Source organism: uncultured Streptococcus sp. (assembly GCF_963516515.1).
Taxonomy (GTDB): Bacteria; Bacillota; Bacilli; order Lactobacillales; family Streptococcaceae; genus Streptococcus.
Genome location: NZ_CAUQCJ010000036.1, coordinates 1 through 17,745, shown reverse-complemented (window position 1 = coordinate 17,745; position 17,745 = coordinate 1). Strand labels below are relative to the sequence as shown.

Here is a 17,745-nt window from a genome sequence, read left to right as displayed (position 1 = left end):
AATCACCACTTTTGATTGGTCTTGGGGAAGGATATAACATGGTCTGCTCAGATGCTATGGCTATGATTCGTGAGACCAACCAATACATGGAAATTCATGACCAAGAGTTGGTAATCGTCAAGGCTGATAGTGTCGAAGTTCAAGACTATGATGGTAACAGTCGTGAGCGTGCTAGTTACACTGCTGAACTTGACTTGTCTGATATCGGTAAGGGAACTTATCCTTACTACATGCTTAAGGAAATCGATGAGCAACCAACAGTGATGCGTAAGTTGATACAAGCCTACACAGATGAGGTTGGTCAAGTTGTCGTAGACCCAGCTATCATCAAGGCTGTTCAAGACGCAGACCGTATCTACATCCTTGCAGCTGGGACATCTTACCACGCAGGATTTGCTTCTAAGAAGATGCTGGAAGAATTGACAGATACGCCAGTTGAACTTGGAATCTCATCTGAGTGGGGCTACGGTATGCCACTTCTCAGCAAGAAACCACTCTTCATCTTTATCAGCCAGTCTGGTGAAACAGCGGATAGCCGTCAGGTTTTGGTCAAGGCTAATGAAATGGGAATCCCAAGCTTGACAGTGACAAACGTCCCAGGTTCAACTCTTTCTCGTGAAGCTAACCATACCATGCTCCTTCATGCAGGACCTGAAATTGCCGTAGCCTCAACCAAGGCTTATACAGCGCAAATCGCAGCCCTTGCCTTCCTTGCAAAAGCAGTTGGAGAAGCAAATGGTAATGATAAAGCGCAAGCCTTTGACCTGGTTCATGAGTTGTCAATCGTAGCTCAGTCTATCGAATCAACTCTTTCAGAGAAAGAAAACATTGAAGCCAAGGTTCGTGAGCTTCTTGAAACAACTCGCAATGCCTTTTACATTGGACGTGGTCAAGATTACTACGTAGCCATGGAAGCAAGTCTAAAACTCAAAGAGATTTCTTACATCCAGTGTGAAGGCTTTGCGGCAGGAGAACTCAAGCACGGAACTATTGCCTTGATTGAAGAGGGAACGCCTGTCTTGGCCCTCTTGTCAGATCCAGTCCTTGCCAACCACACTCGTGGAAATATCCAAGAAGTGGCAGCCCGTGGTGCCAAGGTTCTCACTATAGCAGAAGAGAATGTTGCTAAAGATACAGACGACATCGTTCTTACGACCGTCCACCCTTACCTCTCACCAATTTCAATGGTCGTACCAACACAATTGGTCGCTTACTTTGCAACCCTCCACCGTGGCCTTGATGTGGATAAACCACGTAACCTTGCTAAATCAGTAACGGTAGAATAAGCTAAAAAAGTCTAGTTATCTAGGCTTTTTCTTGTAAGCAAATCGGTTGCTTGTACTCAAGATTTGTGTTAGAATAATTTTTCAAATTGAAGGACAGAGGTAGACAGGGAGAATCGCAATGGTAGAATTGGGAATTTCAACATTTGGGGAAACAACGGAGCTTGAAGGGACTGGGCAAACTTACAGTCATGCCGAACGCATTCGTCAGTTGGTGGCAGAGATTGAACTGGCTGACAAGGTTGGTTTGGATGTGTATGGGATTGGTGAGCACCATCGAGCGGATTTTGCGATATCTGCTCCAGAGATTGTTCTGGCAGCTGGGGCAGTCAATACCAAGAAAATCCGTTTGACCAGTGCAGTCAGCATTCTCTCGAGCATGGATCCGATTCGCTTGTTCCAACAGTATGCCACTATCGATGCTTTATCAAATGGACGAGCGGAGATTATGGCCGGAAGGGGTTCTTTCACGGAATCTTTTCCCTTGTTTGGATATGATTTGAAAGACTACGAAGCCCTTTTTGATGAGAAATTAGACTTGCTTCAGTTAGTTAATGAAAAGACCAAGCTAGACTGGCAAGGTCGATTGACCCAAACAATTTCTGGCAAAGAAGTTTATCCTCGTCCAGTTCAGGACAAATTGCCCTTGTGGATAGCGACAGGTGGTCATGTCGAATCAACAGTGAAGATTGCTCAGGCAGGCCTACCGATTGTCTATGCCATTATTGGTGGCAATCCTCGTTATTTTAAAAAGTTGATTCAGGCTTATCGTGAGATTGGGAGCGAAGCGGGTCATGCCAATCATGAGCTAAAGGTTGGAGCCCATTCTTGGGGTTGGATTGCTGAGGATGGCGAGCAGGCGGTAAAAGAATATTTCCATCCGACCAAGCAAGTGGTGGATGCTATTTCCAAAGACCGTCCTCACTGGCAGGAATTACGTTATGAACAATACCTTGAGCAGGTTGGAGCAAATGGAGCCATGTTTGTAGGCAATCCAGATCAGGTAGCAGAAAAATTGATTCGCATGATTGAGGATTTAGGCTTGGATCGCTTCATGCTCCATCTACCTCTTGGTTCTATGCCACATGAACAAGTCCTGCGAGCTATTGAACTCTTCGGAACGCAAGTAGCACCCAAAGTACGGGCTTACTTTGCCATGAAAGAGGCTTAATAAAAAATCCTAATCAGGATGATAAAAAATCTATATAACAACTATTTTAATAAAGTAAAAGAAAGAAAAGAATCTCTGAAAAGCTGGTAAAATCAAGCTTTCCAGAGATTTTTTTCGTTATTGATATAAACAATCCCAATCAAGTTGATAGTCAATATATATTGGGAAAAGGCAAAAAGGAGTGGTAAGATGGTTTCAATCCAAATGGAAGGAGAAAAGTATGACAAGTAAAAGAGAACTAGTTTTTAAAGCCATACGAGGAGAAGAGGTGGAACGGGTTCCTGTTGGCTTTTGGTTTCATTTTGTAACACTGGAGGAAAAAGGGCAAGGTTTAAATAACCCACGTATCTTTCAAAAAAGTGTAGAGGGGCATCGGCAGTACGTTGAAAGAATTCATCCTGACTTTGTCAAAATAATGAGTGACGGCTTTTTCATTTATTCAAGTAATGTCTATAATCCTTCTGTTGCAAGTGTTCAGGAGTTGGCTTCTATTGAGTCGATTGGTGAAAACCATCCTTGGATTCAGCAACAAGTAGAAGTGGTACAAGCCATTCGAGCAACCTTCACTGAGGACATTGCATCATTCTACAATATCTTTTCTCCGATTTCCTACCTGAAAAGGTGGTTTCGTACAGAAACTTCTAGAGGTGATAAGGAGGTTGCAGATCTTTTTCTTGAAAATCCAGAGCTATTCAGGGAGATTTTAGATGTTATTGCTGAGGATATCGCTATCCTGACCAAGGCAATCATTCAGGATGGTGGAGCAGATGGGATTTACCTTAGTACGCAAGAAATTCAGGATGAGCGCATCACACCAGACTTGTACCAGACCTATATCGAGCCAAGTAACATAAAGATTTTAGAAGCTGCTAATCAGGCAGGTGGGATAAATATCCTGCATATCTGCGGTTTCCAAGGTGCCAGTAACGATGTGACTATTTTCAAAGATTATCCAGCCCAAGTTTTCAACTGGGCAACCCACCATGAAGCAGTTAGTTTGCCTCAAGGTCAGGAGCTATTTCATGGTAAAGCGGTCTTGGGTGGTTTTGAAAATGGGAAGCAGAGCCTGATTTATGGAGGTAGAAAGGCTGAACTACAAGAGGAAACCAAACGCTTGTTGGCTGAAGCTGGGACTAGAGGAGTCCTTCTTGGAGCGGATTGTACGGTTCCAGATGATTTTGAATTGGAAAGATTGGACTGGATTCGTCAGGCTGCTGTTTTAGAATAGGAGGGTCTTATGAAAAGAAAAAAGTGGCTATTAGTAGGGGCAGTCCTTGGCTTTGTTATCTTACTTGCGATTAGTCTTACAAAGGGACTTACTTGTAAGGAGGGGCCAAGATGCCATGGGATTCAGGATTTTCAGAAGGGAAGTCTTCCCTTTATTCAAACCAATGATATTGCTAGTGTTTTATTAGTCGAAAAAGAAATAAATGGAGAATAGAGATGTCAGAAAAAAGAGAATGGGTTTTAAAAGCATTTAGAGGAGAAGCGGTTGATCGTGTGCCTGTCGGTTTTTGGCACCACTTTACATCAGAAGAGGAATGGTTAAAGGGATTTGCAAATCCAGTGATTATTGAAAAGAATATACAAGGTCACAAACAATTTATCCGTGAATTAAATCCCGACTTTATCAAGTTGATGAGTGATGGCTATTTCGCTTATCCAAATTCAGTTATTGCCAAAGGGAAGTCACTCCAAGAGTTGGCAGAGATTGAACCTCTGGGAGAAGATCATCCGTGGATTAGAGAGCAAGTGGAATTGGTGAAAAAGATTAAGCAGGAGTTTACGGAAGATATTGTTGCCATTTACAATATTTTTGCACCTGTGACCTACCTCAAATGGTTACTTGGAGAAGTGTCTGGTGGAGATAATCTCATTGCAGATTTCTTGGTTCAAGATTCTCAGAAATTGAAAAAAGTCCTCGATGTGATTGCACAAGATATCGCTAGCTTGAGTCAAGCCATTATTAGAGATGCAGGAGCAGATGGTATCTATCTCAGTGTGCAAAGTATTCAGGATGCGCGTGTTTCTGTTGAAGACTATCAGGAGATTATTGCGCCGAGTGAACTGACTGTTTTAAATGCAGCTAAGTCGGTTGGTGGGGTAAATATCCTTCATATCTGTGGCTATGAAGGAGCTCGAAACGATATTCATATCTTTGCCGACTATCCAGCTCATGTTTTTAACTGGGCAGTTGGTCCAGAAGGAATTAGTCTAAAAGAAGGTCGTGAGATTTTCAAGGGGCGTACTGTTTTGGGAGGATTTGAAAATGGAAAAGAAGGTCTTCTCTATCGAGGCAGTAAGGATGAAATTCAAGCTGAGACCAAACGATTGATAGAAGAAACAGGCAAAGAGGGCCTCATACTGGGAGCAGATTGTACTATTCCGAGCGATATTGCAGTGGAGCGTATCCAGTGGGTGAGAGAAACAGTAGCTAAATAAAGGAGAAGAATATGAGTAAGAAAACATGGATTATTGGTGGAGTTGCGGTTGCGGCAGTGCTTGGAGCAACAATTATTGGTAGAACTTTGGCAGGAGCATCTGCTAAAGGTGCAGATGCTGCTTCATCTGGACAAGTAACAACTTTAAAAGTTGCCCATACTCAAAACTATGTCCCTTATGATTTTATTGACGAAAAAGGGGAATCAGATGGTTATGAAGTTGCTGTTTTAAAGGCGGTTGATGAGAAATTAGCAGATTATAAATTTGAGTATACAGGAACTAGTGATGATGATCTCTTGATTGGACTGGAGTCCGGCAAGTACGATATTGGAACTAAAGGTGCTTGGTATACAGATGAACGGGCTAAGAAATTCATTATTCCATCTGAGCCAGTAGGAGCCAGTATTATTGGTTTTACTGTTAGAAAAGAAGATGAAGCCAAATATAAGAATATTGATGATTTCGCCAAAAACAAAGGAAAATTAGTACCCATCTCTCCTCAAAATGCCCAGTGGAATGTTATCAATAGCTATAATGACAAGCATAAGGATACACCAATTGAGTTGACAGCAGCTGAATCCTTCAAAGTGGCAGATGCTTATGCTTGGGTTTTAGAAGGACGTTATGATGCTTTCTTTGACATCAAGTTGTCTTTTGAAAAAGCAGTGACAGCAGAGGATGGTTCTTACCACCAATATGCGGACAAACTTAGTTGGTTCCCTTATAAAGGAATCCCAACCTATCCATTGATTCACCGTGATGAAAAGGGAGAGAAGTTTGCTAAAGAGTATGAAAAGGCTATTAAAGAATTAAAAGAAGATGGTACTCTAGCTAAACTTTCTCAAAAATACTTTGAAGAAGATGTCTTTAGTTATGTTGATAAAGATTAGATGAGCAATCAGGCATGTTAGAAAGAGGTTTACATGGTTTCATATGATTTTTCAAGAGTGTTCCAATTTTTACCCACCTTATGGCAGGCACTTCCTATGACCTTGTCCATTCTCTTTTTTACTACAATCCTCGGTTCCCTTTTCGGTGGCTTACTGGCTTGGGCTCAAGTGGGAGAAGACAAGACTTTTGCAGGTCTTTCTAAGGGCTATATTTTTACTCTTCGCTGTACTCCCCCTATTGTTTTACTATTCCTTGTCTTTTATGGTTTACCTGAATTTTTAAAATGGTGGCTAAATTTAGATATCAACAACTGGTCTAAAACGGTCTTCGTCTTATTCACCATGGTCTTGCTATTTGCAGCTATCATTGCAGAAGTATTTAAGGCGTCCTATCAGGCAATTCCAAAAGGTCAGATGGAGGCTGGAGTCAGTATTGGTCTGACACCTAGTCAGACATTTTGGAGAATCATTTTTCCTCAGGCCTTTCAAGTGGCTCTTCCAAATGTGACGACCGCCATTCTAAATTTGATGCGGGACGCTGCCCTAGCTTATACGATTGGTTTTGTAGATGTCATGGGGGCTGGGAATCTCTTAATTAGTCGTAATTTGGGGAATTACTCTCTTGAAACCTATACAGCGGTTGCCATTCTTTATTGGGGTGTAGCCTTGGCTGTTTCCTTCTTGAGTCGCTTGTTAGAAAAAACTTTGGAAACGAAAGGGAGATAGGATATGGATTTGGACTATATTGCAAAAACCTTTTTAGAGACCTTAAAAGGGGTACCGACCACCTTGGTCATCATGATTGTAGCCATGGTCTTAAGTTCTCTACCAGCCTTGTTTTTAGCTCTGGGGCAAATATACAAAGTCAAAGGTGTTCGAACCTTCTCTCTCGTGTATCTAGCTTTTATAAGAGCGACACCTCCGATTTTGCTGATTCTTTTCTTTTATAGTTTGTTTCCGAGTTTGCTCAATCAATTTCTCAAAAGCATAGGAAGTGATGTTGACATCTTTAAACTCAATCCGATCTATTATGCTTTTATTATCTATAGTTTGATGACAACAGGTAGTTTATCAGAAATCTTACGTTCGGCTATTTTAACTGTGGATAAGGGACAATTAGAAGCTGCACAAGCGATTGGTTTAAGCACTAGTCAGGCTTATGTGAGGATTGTTTTTCCACAGGCCTTGCGGTCAGCCTTGCCTAATCTGGCTAATCTAGTCATAAATATTGTAAAAGGAACCTCTTTAGTTTTTGTGATGACCATTAAGGATATTACAGCTATTGCCCGTGTTGAAGCCTCTTATGGTTATCAGTATTTTGAATCCTATTTTGTGATCTTTTTACAGTACATTCTTATTTGCGGATTGATTCAATGGGGCTTTTCAATCTTAGAGAAACGCTATAAAAGAGAAAAGGGACAAGTAGTGCCCAGTGCAGGTTTAGCATAGGAGGAGACAATGTTACAAGTAGAACATATTGCAAAAAAATTTGGAGACAGACAAGTCCTAGAAGATGTTAATCTCAAGGTCAACCAAGGGGATGTGGTTGTAATATTGGGACCATCTGGATCAGGTAAAACGACTTTTCTCAGATGTCTCAATCATTTAGAAAAGGCCGATAGTGGCTCTTTGAAGCTTGCTGATAAAGAATACGATCTTGGCAAATTGACCAAAAAAGATATTTTAGAAATTCGCCAGAAGACCGCCTTTGTTTTTCAACATTATAATTTATTTGCTAATAAAACAGCCTTGGAAAATATTTTAGAGGGCCTGGTGATTGCTCGAAAAATTCCTAAGGAAGAAGCAACCAAACGTGCGGAAGCTGCCTTAGAAAAAGTTGGTTTACTAGCTTATAAAGATTACTATCCCTCTCAGCTTTCTGGAGGCCAGCAACAACGAATTGGCATTGCGCGTGCCATCGCTGTGAAACCAGAGGTCATTTTATTAGATGAGCCGACATCGGCCTTGGATCCAGAGTTGGTAGGGGATGTTTTAGATATTTTAAAACAGTTAGCTAAAGAAGGAGTTACTATGGTAGTAGTGACTCATGAGATGGGTTTTGCTAGAGATGTAGCCAATCATGTTATCTTTATGGACGGTGGGAAAATTGTTGAAGAAAATAATGCCCATGATTTCTTTAGTCGTCCAAAAGAAGAAAGAACTAAGCAATTTTTGGCACGAATACTCTCGGATGCGACCTATAGTGTAGAATATATGATTTGATAGATAGGCTTATCAGGGCAAAAATCAATCCCCCGAGCGTTAAGGCTTGGGGGATTGTTCTATAGGAGGGCTAGTTTAGTTCTCTTTTTTGTTTTTTAGTAAGAAAGCGAGACCTAGGAGTGCAAGGAGGCTGATTCCTGCAAACAGGAGTTTGTGATCGTTTTTGGTTCCTGTATTTGGAAGTTCAGCTTGTTTAGCTAGGGGTGCAGGTGTATTATCCTTGCTAGAGTTTTCTACTGATTCGTTTTGAACCGTCTCTTTTACAGATGATGCTTGTGCTTCTTGTGCTGGTTGTTGAGCTTGTGAATCAGCTGTAGCTTGGCTAGGTTTATTTTCTGCATCAGCTACTTTTGTATCTGTTTTTGCAGAATCAGGTTTAGTTTGTGGAGCTGGATTTTGATGTTCCGGTTTGACGACTCGGTTTGGAATATTACCTTGGCCATTATTTTGACCTTGCTCTTGTGTTAAGCTAGAAAGATCAAATTCTGGTTTTTCTTCCACAGCTGGGGCAACGATGGCACCGCCTTGAGAGATTCTAAGAACAGTAGCTGTAAGGGCATTTAATTTCAAGCCTTTTTCAGTCCATTCAAGCCCTTTAGGGTTGGCAATTCCGACTGGTCCTGCTTGGTTTTCATCTGCTAAAACTTCAGCATTTCTGAGGTGGGCAAAGGCAGTTCCCAAGTTAAATTCACGAGCTTTTTCGTCCGCATTGACAAAGACTGCGTAGATATCTCCGTTTGGAGCAGTGATTTGGTAGCCAATCACCACGTCCTCTTTTTCCACACCATTTTGACCTGGAACAGTGATGAGGTGGACACGGTCTTTGATATCTTGGAGACTCTTAAGTCGGAAGGCATCTGTAGATTGACGAAGGGCAATCAAACCTTTCATATAGTCACGGCTCTTGACATTTTCAGGATAAGCTTTACCATCTGTAGCCTTAGTCCAGTCAAACTTGTTAATAGCATCACTCGAATCGTAAGAGTCATGGATGAAGTAAGGATAGTCAAATGGATTGCCGTCCTTATCACGCAACAAGTGAGATTTGTTTGGAACCTTATCCTCTGCTACTGGAGTCTTGTATGCTGGGTCACGGAATTGTTTGGTACGTCCATATTCTTGACCAGAGTGGATAAATGGAGTTCCTTGAGCTGTCAAGACCATGAGGTTTCCAAGTCGCAAACGACGATGGATTTCAGCATAGTTCTCAGCCTTGCTTGGGTCTTTTTTGATAGACTGGGCAATGATATCAAAGAGGGTCAAGTTATCATGGGCTGCGATGTATTGGATGACATCTCCAGGGCTGTCTGCTTCAAAGTTGGTTGGTTGAGCAATGATATTTTTGAAGATGGTGTTGATATCACGCTTGCCACCTGTGATAAAGGCAGGTTGACCTTCGTTTGGATAACCAGATTTAAGGTTGTTACGGATGTCGTCTGAGAAGACTGCGACAGTATCGGTATGTTTCATCCAATCTTGGTCAGCAGCTCTAGTAGGCATATTTTCATCACCAGCATAGGTTCTCCAACCTTCACCCAGCATGATGAGGTTTGGATTGAGGGCGCGTGCAGCCTTGTAAGCTTCTTCGATAGAAGCCGCATCATGGTCTCCCATCATATCGAAGCGGAATCCATCCACTTTGTAAGTATCAACCAGATATTTGATAGAATCAACTAGGAGACGTTTGGTCATATGGTGGGTTGTTCCCAAGCGTCCACCACCAAAGCTAGTTCGTGGTGTTCCATCAGCATCCATAAAGTGATAGTAGTTTGGCTCTAGGTCTTCAAAGATATCGACCTTGGCTGTATGGTTATAAACGACATCTAGGATAGCTCCCATGCCACGTTTGTGGATTTCGTTGATGAGGTTTTTAAATTCTGCGATTCGTTTTTCTGGATTCTTAGGATCGCTTGAGTACATACCAGTCAAGGAGAAGTAGTTTTGAGGGTCATATCCCCAGTTGTAGTTGCTGTTGCTTGAAGCATAGTCAGACAAGCGTTCATGGTTTTTCAACTCATTGACAAAGTAGTAAGACAAGACTGGAAGGAGCTGGATGTGGGTTACACCCAAGTCTTTGAGGTAGTCTAGTTTTTCGATAAAGGCTTCAAAGGTACCAAATGGTTTGGTCAAGTCTTTTGCAATGGCAGGATCTGAAGTGAAGTCACGCACATGAGCTTCATAGATAACGGCATCTTCACGAGTTTTGAAGTTGTGAATCTTACCATAAGTCAAGTCTTGAGGTCCTAATTTAGCTGGATCTACAAAGGCAGCTTTAGCCACTTTATGGGCATCGTCAATCTTGGCATCGTCACTATTCCAAGCAGCGAGTGACTTAGCGTAAGGATCGAGTGCAAGAACAGTTTTCCCCTGACGCTCGATTTGGTATTGATAATAGTAGCCAGTGAAATCTGTGATTCCTAGTTTGTTTGTGCTATCTAGAGTTTGTTTCCAAGTTCCTCTTTCCCCTTTTTCAAGAGCGACAGTTCCAACCACTTTTTCAGGGTCATTCTTGTCGTAGACAACGACAGAAACCTTATCAGCACTTGGTGACCAAAGGGTTAAATCAACTTGTTTTCCTTCTTCTTTTAGGTCAGCTCCCAGTTTGCCATCATAGTTGTATGTCTCATCTTTAAGTCGCCAGCTTGTTTTGGTAGTGAATTGATCGGAATTGTAGCTAACAGTATATGGATGTTTTGTATCTGAGAAATCTCCGCTGTAAGTCACTTTCTTACCAGCTTCATCGATTGCAACATCGGTGATAGTTACTTTGTTTCCTAGGTGATTAGTGATGTTGGAGTGTTTGAGGATATCTTCTTTTTTAGCACCGACAAGTGTTGAAAAACTACTCTCAATGCTAGAAGTGCCTACGTGTTGGGCTCCTGTCATACGGATATCATGGACATAGTATGGATTTGTGTAAATCGATTCATCATCGTCTTTTAGGAAAATTTGGCTATGATTTTTTAAATCTGTGAACTTATAATCTTCTTTACGGATTTTCACATCGTCTCCTTGTTTGCTCTCATCTAGTAATAAAAAGCCGAATTCTTTTGCGGCATCCTTAAGAGGAATGTCAATATAGCGACCGTATTTTCCTGTAGCTGTAAAGTCTGTTCCGTCAGGCCATTGAGCGCTACTTGGATTTTTCACATCTCCCCAGTACCAGAGAGATTTCTTGTCATAGTTGCCATCTGTACGGTAGTAGTTGACGCGAACAGTCCCTGCAGGTTGTGGTTCGTAAGAGAAAACCTTGTAATCTTGGTCCAACCAAGCCTCGCTCATCTTTGGTGCCAGTTTTTCTGCATATTTATCGCCAGTTAGATTTTTTCCAGCTGTATTATTGATAAGGAAGCTAATTTTCTTGGCTTGCTCTCCCTTTAATTTGACATCTAGGTAGTAGCCGTAGTCATCTTTTTTGGCATCTTTAAAGGACAAGGCTCCGTTTGGCCAGTTTTCAGAAGGTTTTTCAACATCGTCCCAAGTCCATAGTCCTTGAGCATCCTTGTTTTCTTCAGGAAGCTTTTTGACGTGGATACGGAAGTAGTTGTCTTCGATTGGCTCTTCTGCCTTAGTTTCAGTCGTTACTGGACTAGTAGAAGTGGTTGGCTCACTTGAACGATTTTTCCCAGTTTGTGGTGCTGAATCAGCTGGGCTTGCAGCAGGAGTAGTTGCCTCTGTTGCAGGTTTTTCTTCTATTTTCGCTAGGGAAGCGTTTGCATTTTTAGGCGAAGAAATATCACTTTCCTTCTTATCAGAGTGAACTGCTGTATCAGTAAGAGGTTGGGCAAGAGCAGTAGTAGTTTCATTGCTAGTTCCCTTATTGCTTGTAGTATTTTCGTTGGCTGAGATAGTTGGTGTAGCCATGGCAAGTAGGACAAAGCTTGCGCCGATAAGGACAGAACCAGTTCCATTCTTGAGGGAACGGATGCTGTAGACCATTTTTTTCTCAGTTTGAGATGGTGTTTTTCTCATAATGATTCTCCTGTAAATGAATTTCTCTATCAGTATAGCACTTAGTAAAATAATATGCAAGCGTTTTCTTGAAATTAAACTAAAAGAAAAATCGTAACAGATTTTGCTACGATTTAGCCAGTCTTTCTTTATGAATTTGTGAACCCAAAAGGTGGAGGTGGTGAAATAGTTCTGCAGTAGAAAGGTTCCGGCTACAAATAATTGGTTTCGGAGAGTTGGTGACAGGAAAGGTGCTAATAACAATATCGTGAGGGATTTGATTGAGAATTGAGAATGAAATAGTAGCTTCTTCCCAAGAATCAAAGAGATAGAGATTATTGCCGTAGTGAGTTAGGGTGTCGATTAGATTTTGTGCATGATGAGTATCCAGATGACTAATGACCAAAACACGTATTTTGGGAAGTTTTTGAAGTAATTGGACTAAAATTCGATGCCCTTGTATAGAAAAGGTGTAGACAAGTTCTTGTAGCTTACTTGGGTGATTTTCTAACCCCATTTCAGTCAGGTAAGATTGGAATTTGTGTTGACTTACTTCAAATAGTTTTGGAAATTCTACTTGATAACTGCTTAAAATTTGGGATTTCTGTCTGTCGAGAGACTGGTTACTGAGTAAATGGAAGAAATCAGATTGGGCAGTGTAGTGGAGGAGCCAAACCAATTCCTCACGATTTTCAATCTGTAGGTGAAATTCTTTGGTCAGTTCTTCTAGAATTTGGCTCAATAAACGGTAGGATTTTTGGATATGATGAATATTACCCAGTGCTCCATTGCTAGGATTGTTTGTGATTTGAGGAGACTTTACTGGGTTTGAAAATAGCTGTTCTAGCGTCTCCTGTTTCGGTTCAAAATTAAGTTTTTTAGCTAGTTTTTTGATATCTTGTTCAAACTGCGGAATTTGCAGGAGGGTGCTGTAGTGACTGGTTAAAAGAGGAGTAGAATTTTCAATCAAATGACTCTTATTAAAGCGCTCCAGATTGATAGCTAGAGTATATTTGATTTGTCGTAAACTACTGAGGTTGGGTGAAACTTGTTGGGCGTTCAAAAATAGCTGAATCAAGTCAGTCAGACACTCTTCGGAAATAGAAGAGAAAGACCAATCAAGAAAGTCATAACTTTGGCTAAAGTAGTCTAGATAAAAGGCACGAATGTCCTCTTCTGTTCCCTCCATGAATAAAGGGGAAAGTTGGATGCTGATGCCATAGTGCTGTGGAAGTTTAGTATTTAGATGCTGGATGATTTCCTCAATATGCTCTGTGTTAGTCGAAAGTTCCTGACACATTTGCTCAAGTGATTGTCCCTCTTTGAAAAATAGACAGTTCAAAAAAGAATAGGTTTCAGATTGTTTAAAAATTGCAATCCTAGGATCCAAGGTGTTTTGAAAGTCAAATTGCAATTGAATACCTTTATTTCTTGATTGAAGCAGGAGGTTTGGAAATAATTGCTCAAGCTTAAAAAGGTGTTCTTGCAATTCTTCTATTGAATAATTCAGCTTCTCAGCCAAGACTGAGAGTTCTATCCAATCATGGTGTTTGGTTAATTCTTCTAGTAAGAATAGCAAATCTTGTTCAGTCTTAGAAAGCAAGATATTCATCATAAACCTCCCTATATATTTATACATATATATTAAAAGAAAAATCTGGCAAAGTCAAGAAAAACAACCTAATATAAAATGGCAAAATCGCAATTTACTATATTTCTATTGAGCAATTAAACTGAAAATGAAGTTTGCAAAGTGATCGTTGAATTAAATTTTTTTATAGGAAAAAAATTACCAAAAATCTACAGAATCCCTTGAAAAATCTAGCTAAATAGGGTATAATATGAGTAATCATTTGTCGTAGGTTTTGTCTGAAATATTGTCCAGACAAGGCTCACAGCAGTTAAATCTTCTGAAAAAGTCAGATTTAGCTGCTCTTTTTGTGCTTTTTTTCAGGATTTCGAGTATTTGTAACAAAGACTTAAAGATTCTGAAAATTCGTCAATAGGACACAGTGATAAGGGTTTTACAACCATATGAAGATTAGAAAAGCCTGATTGACAAGGCTTGGAACTTATTTACAAAGGAGAATCATCTTGGCAGGACATGACGTTCAATACGGGAAACATCGTACCCGTCGTAGTTTTTCAAGAATCAAAGAAGTTCTTGACTTACCAAATTTGATTGAAATTCAAACTGACTCATTCAAAGCTTTCCTAGACCACGGTCTTAAGGAAGTATTTGAAGATGTATTGCCAATTTCAAACTTCACAGACACGATGGAGTTGGAATTCGTTGGATATGAAATCAAGGAACCAAAATACACGCTAGAAGAAGCTCGTATCCACGATGCTAGCTACTCAGCACCAATTTTTGTAACTTTCCGTTTGATCAATAAAGAAACAGGCGAAATCAAGACCCAAGAAGTTTTCTTTGGTGATTTCCCAATCATGACAGAAATGGGTACTTTTATCATCAATGGTGGTGAACGTATCATCGTATCTCAGTTGGTCCGCTCACCAGGTGTTTACTTTAACGATAAAGTTGACAAAAACGGTAAAGTGGGCTACGGTTCAACTGTTATCCCTAACCGTGGAGCTTGGTTGGAACTTGAAAGCGACTCAAAAGATATCGCCTATACTCGTATCGACCGTACTCGTAAGATTCCATTTACGACCTTGGTTCGTGCTCTTGGTTTTTCAGGAGATGATGAAATCTTTGATATCTTTGGTGACAGCGAATTGGTTCGCAACACTGTTGAAAAAGATATCCACAAGAATCCAATGGACTCTCGTACCGACGAAGCTTTGAAAGAAATTTACGAACGCCTTCGTCCAGGTGAGCCTAAGACTGCTGAAAGCTCACGTAGCTTGCTTGTGGCTCGTTTCTTTGATCCACGTCGCTATGACTTGGCAGCTGTTGGTCGTTACAAAATCAATAAAAAACTCAATGTTAAAACACGCTTGCTTAACCAAACTATTGCTGAGCCATTGGTAGACCCTGAAACAGGAGAAATCTTGGTAGAAGCTGGAACAATCATGACTCGTAGCGTGATTGAAAGTATTGAAAGCCATTTGGATGGCGACTTGAACAAGATTGTCTACATTCCAAATGATGCGGCGGTTGTGACTGATCCTGTTGTTCTTCAAAAATTCAAGGTTGTTGCACCAACTGATCCAGACCGCGTTGTAACGATCATCGGTAATGCTAATCCAGATGACAAGGTTCGTATCGTTACTCCTGCAGATATCCTTGCTGAAATGAGCTACTTCCTCAACTTGGCGGAAGGGCTTGGCCGTGTAGATGATATCGACCACCTTGGAAACCGTCGTATCCGTGCGGTTGGTGAATTGCTTGCTAACCAAGTACGTCTTGGACTTTCTCGTATGGAACGTAATGTCCGTGAACGTATGTCTGTTCAAGATAACGAAGTCTTGACACCGCAACAAATCATTAATATCCGTCCTGTAACAGCTGCGGTTAAAGAATTCTTTGGTTCATCACAGTTGTCACAGTTCATGGACCAACACAACCCACTTTCTGAGTTGTCTCACAAACGCCGTTTGTCAGCCTTAGGACCTGGTGGTTTGACACGTGACCGTGCTGGATATGAAGTCCGTGACGTGCACTACACTCACTATGGTCGTATGTGTCCAATCGAGACACCTGAAGGACCTAACATCGGTTTGATTAATAACTTGTCATCTTACGGACATTTGAACAAGTATGGTTTTGTTCAAACACCATACCGTAAAGTTGACCGTGAAACAGGTGTCGTTACGAATGAAATCGTTTGGTTGACAGCCGATGAAGAAGATGAATTTACTGTAGCACAGGCTAATTCTCGTCTGAATGAAGATGGAACATTTGCTGAGAAAGTTGTCATGGGACGTCACCAAGGGGTCAACCAAGAGTATCCAGCTAATGTTGTTGACTACATGGACGTATCACCAAAACAGGTAGTTGCCGTTGCGACAGCATGTATTCCTTTCTTGGAAAACGATGACTCCAACCGTGCCCTCATGGGAGCCAACATGCAACGTCAGGCTGTGCCATTGATTAATCCTAAAGCACCTTACGTTGGTACTGGTATGGAATACCAAGCAGCCCACGATTCAGGAGCTGCTGTGATTGCTCAGTATGATGGTAAAGTTACTTACGCAGATGCTGACAAGGTAGAAGTTCGTCGTGAAGATGGTTCATTGGATGTTTATCACATCCAAAAATTCCGTCGTTCAAACTCAGGTACTGCTTACAACCAACGCACTCTCGTAAAAGTTGGAGATGTCGTTGAAAAAGGCGATTTCATTGCTGACGGACCTTCTATGGAAAATGGAGAAATGGCGCTTGGACAAAACCCAATCGTTGCCTACATGACTTGGGAAGGTTACAACTTCGAGGATGCCGTTATCATGAGCGAACGCTTGGTTAAAGACGATGTCTACACATCTGTCCACCTTGAAGAATACGAATCAGAAACGCGCGATACAAAGCTTGGGCCTGAAGAAATTACTCGTGAAATTCCAAACGTTGGGGAAGACGCTCTTAAAGACCTTGACGAAATGGGTATTATCCGTATCGGTGCTGAGGTTAAAGAAGGCGACATCCTTGTAGGTAAAGTAACACCTAAGGGTGAGAAAGACCTTTCAGCTGAAGAACGTCTCTTGCACGCTATCTTCGGAGATAAATCTCGTGAAGTGCGTGATACTTCTCTTCGTGTACCACACGGTGCCGATGGTGTCGTTCGTGATGTTAAGATCTTTACACGTGCAAATGGAGATGAGTTGCAATCAGGTGTTAACATGCTGGTTCGCGTCTACATCGCTCAAAAACGTAAGATCAAGGTCGGAGATAAGATGGCCGGACGTCACGGAAACAAAGGGGTTGTCTCTCGTATTGTTCCTGTAGAAGACATGCCTTACCTTCCAGATGGAACTCCAGTCGACATCATGTTGAACCCACTTGGGGTGCCATCACGTATGAATATCGGTCAGGTTATGGAGCTTCACCTTGGTATGGCGGCTCGTACTCTTGATATCCACATTGCAACACCAGTCTTTGACGGAGCAAGTTCAGAAGATCTTTGGTCAACCGTTAAAGAAGCAGGTATGGATAGCGATGCCAAAACAATCCTTTACGATGGACGTACTGGTGAACCGTTTGATAACCGTGTTTCTGTCGGAGTCATGTACATGATCAAACTCCACCACATGGTTGATGATAAATTGCACGCTCGTTCAGTCGGACCATACTCAACCGTTACCCAACAACCACTCGGAGGTAAAGCTCAGTTTGGTGGACAACGTTTCGGTGAGATGGAGGTTTGGGCTCTTGAAGCCTACGGTGCGTCAAATGTTCTTCAAGAAATCTTGACTTACAAGTCTGACGATATCAACGGACGTTTGAAAGCTTATGAAGCCATTACAAAAGGAAAACCAATTCCAAAACCAGGTGTTCCAGAATCCTTCCGAGTTCTTGTCAAAGAATTGCAATCTCTTGGTCTTGACATGCGTGTCCTAGACGAAGATGACCAAGAAGTGGAACTTCGTGACTTGGATGAAGGAATGGACGAAGATGTCATCCACGTAGATGACCTTGAAAAAGCCCGCGAAAAAGCAGCACAAGAGGCTAAAGCAGCCTTTGAAGCTGAAGAAGCTGAGAAAGCAACAAAAGCGGAAGCAACAGAAGAAGCTGCTGAAGAAGAATAAGCAGTTCACTTAGAATAGAAAGGGAAGAAATAGTGGTTGATGTAAATCGTTTTAAAAGTATGCAAATCACCCTAGCTTC

General features: G+C 41.4%; 12 protein-coding genes. 10 read left to right on the top strand and 2 right to left on the bottom strand.

The features are described 5' to 3' along the window. The 9 genes from glmS to RYL77_RS07360 all read left to right on the top strand — a co-directional run. On the top strand, positions 1-1,286 hold a 1,286-nt coding region (gene glmS / locus RYL77_RS07400), incomplete at its 5' end, for a glutamine--fructose-6-phosphate transaminase (isomerizing) (protein WP_315010817.1). Between the two features lie 118 nt (positions 1,287-1,404). Then, positions 1,405-2,454: an LLM class flavin-dependent oxidoreductase gene (locus RYL77_RS07395; RefSeq protein ID WP_315010816.1), complete on the top strand. Its 1,050-nt coding sequence runs from the start codon at positions 1,405-1,407 to the stop codon at positions 2,452-2,454. Between the two features lie 220 nt (positions 2,455-2,674). After that, on the top strand, positions 2,675-3,682 hold the full coding sequence (locus RYL77_RS07390) for a uroporphyrinogen decarboxylase family protein (RefSeq protein ID WP_315010815.1): 1,008 nt from the start codon (positions 2,675-2,677) through the stop codon (positions 3,680-3,682). 9 nt (positions 3,683-3,691) lie between these two features. Then, complete coding sequence (locus RYL77_RS07385; RefSeq protein ID WP_315010814.1) at positions 3,692-3,895, top strand: hypothetical protein; 204 nt, start codon at positions 3,692-3,694, stop codon at positions 3,893-3,895. Positions 3,896-3,897: 2 nt separating this feature from the next. Continuing rightward, positions 3,898-4,896: a uroporphyrinogen decarboxylase family protein gene (locus RYL77_RS07380; protein ID WP_315010813.1), complete on the top strand. Its 999-nt coding sequence runs from the start codon at positions 3,898-3,900 to the stop codon at positions 4,894-4,896. Between the two features lie 11 nt (positions 4,897-4,907). Next, the gene (locus RYL77_RS07375) at positions 4,908-5,786 is read left to right on the top strand and encodes a transporter substrate-binding domain-containing protein (protein WP_315010812.1); all 879 of its coding nucleotides are present in this window, start codon (positions 4,908-4,910) and stop codon (positions 5,784-5,786) included. A gap of 33 nt (positions 5,787-5,819) precedes the next feature. Beyond that, complete coding sequence (locus tag RYL77_RS07370) at positions 5,820-6,512, top strand: amino acid ABC transporter permease (RefSeq protein ID WP_315010811.1); 693 nt, start codon at positions 5,820-5,822, stop codon at positions 6,510-6,512. Between the two features lie 3 nt (positions 6,513-6,515). Further along, complete coding sequence (locus RYL77_RS07365) at positions 6,516-7,235, top strand: amino acid ABC transporter permease (protein WP_315010810.1); 720 nt, start codon at positions 6,516-6,518, stop codon at positions 7,233-7,235. 9 nt (positions 7,236-7,244) lie between these two features. Beyond that, positions 7,245-8,009, top strand: a complete 765-nt coding sequence (locus tag RYL77_RS07360; RefSeq protein ID WP_315010809.1) for an amino acid ABC transporter ATP-binding protein — start codon at positions 7,245-7,247, stop codon at positions 8,007-8,009. A 75-nt stretch (positions 8,010-8,084) separates the two neighbouring features. On the opposite strand, the gene RYL77_RS07355 is transcribed toward RYL77_RS07360, so the two are convergent. Further along, entirely contained in the window at positions 8,085-11,981 is a 3,897-nt protein-coding gene (locus RYL77_RS07355) for a pullulanase (RefSeq protein WP_315010808.1), read from the bottom strand. A gap of 106 nt (positions 11,982-12,087) precedes the next feature. Beyond that, on the bottom strand, positions 12,088-13,572 hold the full coding sequence (locus tag RYL77_RS07350; RefSeq protein ID WP_315010818.1) for a M protein trans-acting positive regulator PRD domain-containing protein: 1,485 nt from the start codon (positions 13,570-13,572) through the stop codon (positions 12,088-12,090). A gap of 482 nt (positions 13,573-14,054) precedes the next feature. Here RYL77_RS07350 and rpoB point away from each other — a divergent pair, with 482 nt between their 5' ends. Continuing rightward, positions 14,055-17,666 carry a DNA-directed RNA polymerase subunit beta gene (gene rpoB, locus RYL77_RS07345; protein WP_315010807.1) on the top strand — a complete coding sequence of 1,204 codons (3,612 nt, stop codon included), beginning with the start codon at positions 14,055-14,057 and terminating at the stop codon, positions 17,664-17,666. Positions 17,667-17,745 lie beyond the last annotated feature (79 nt).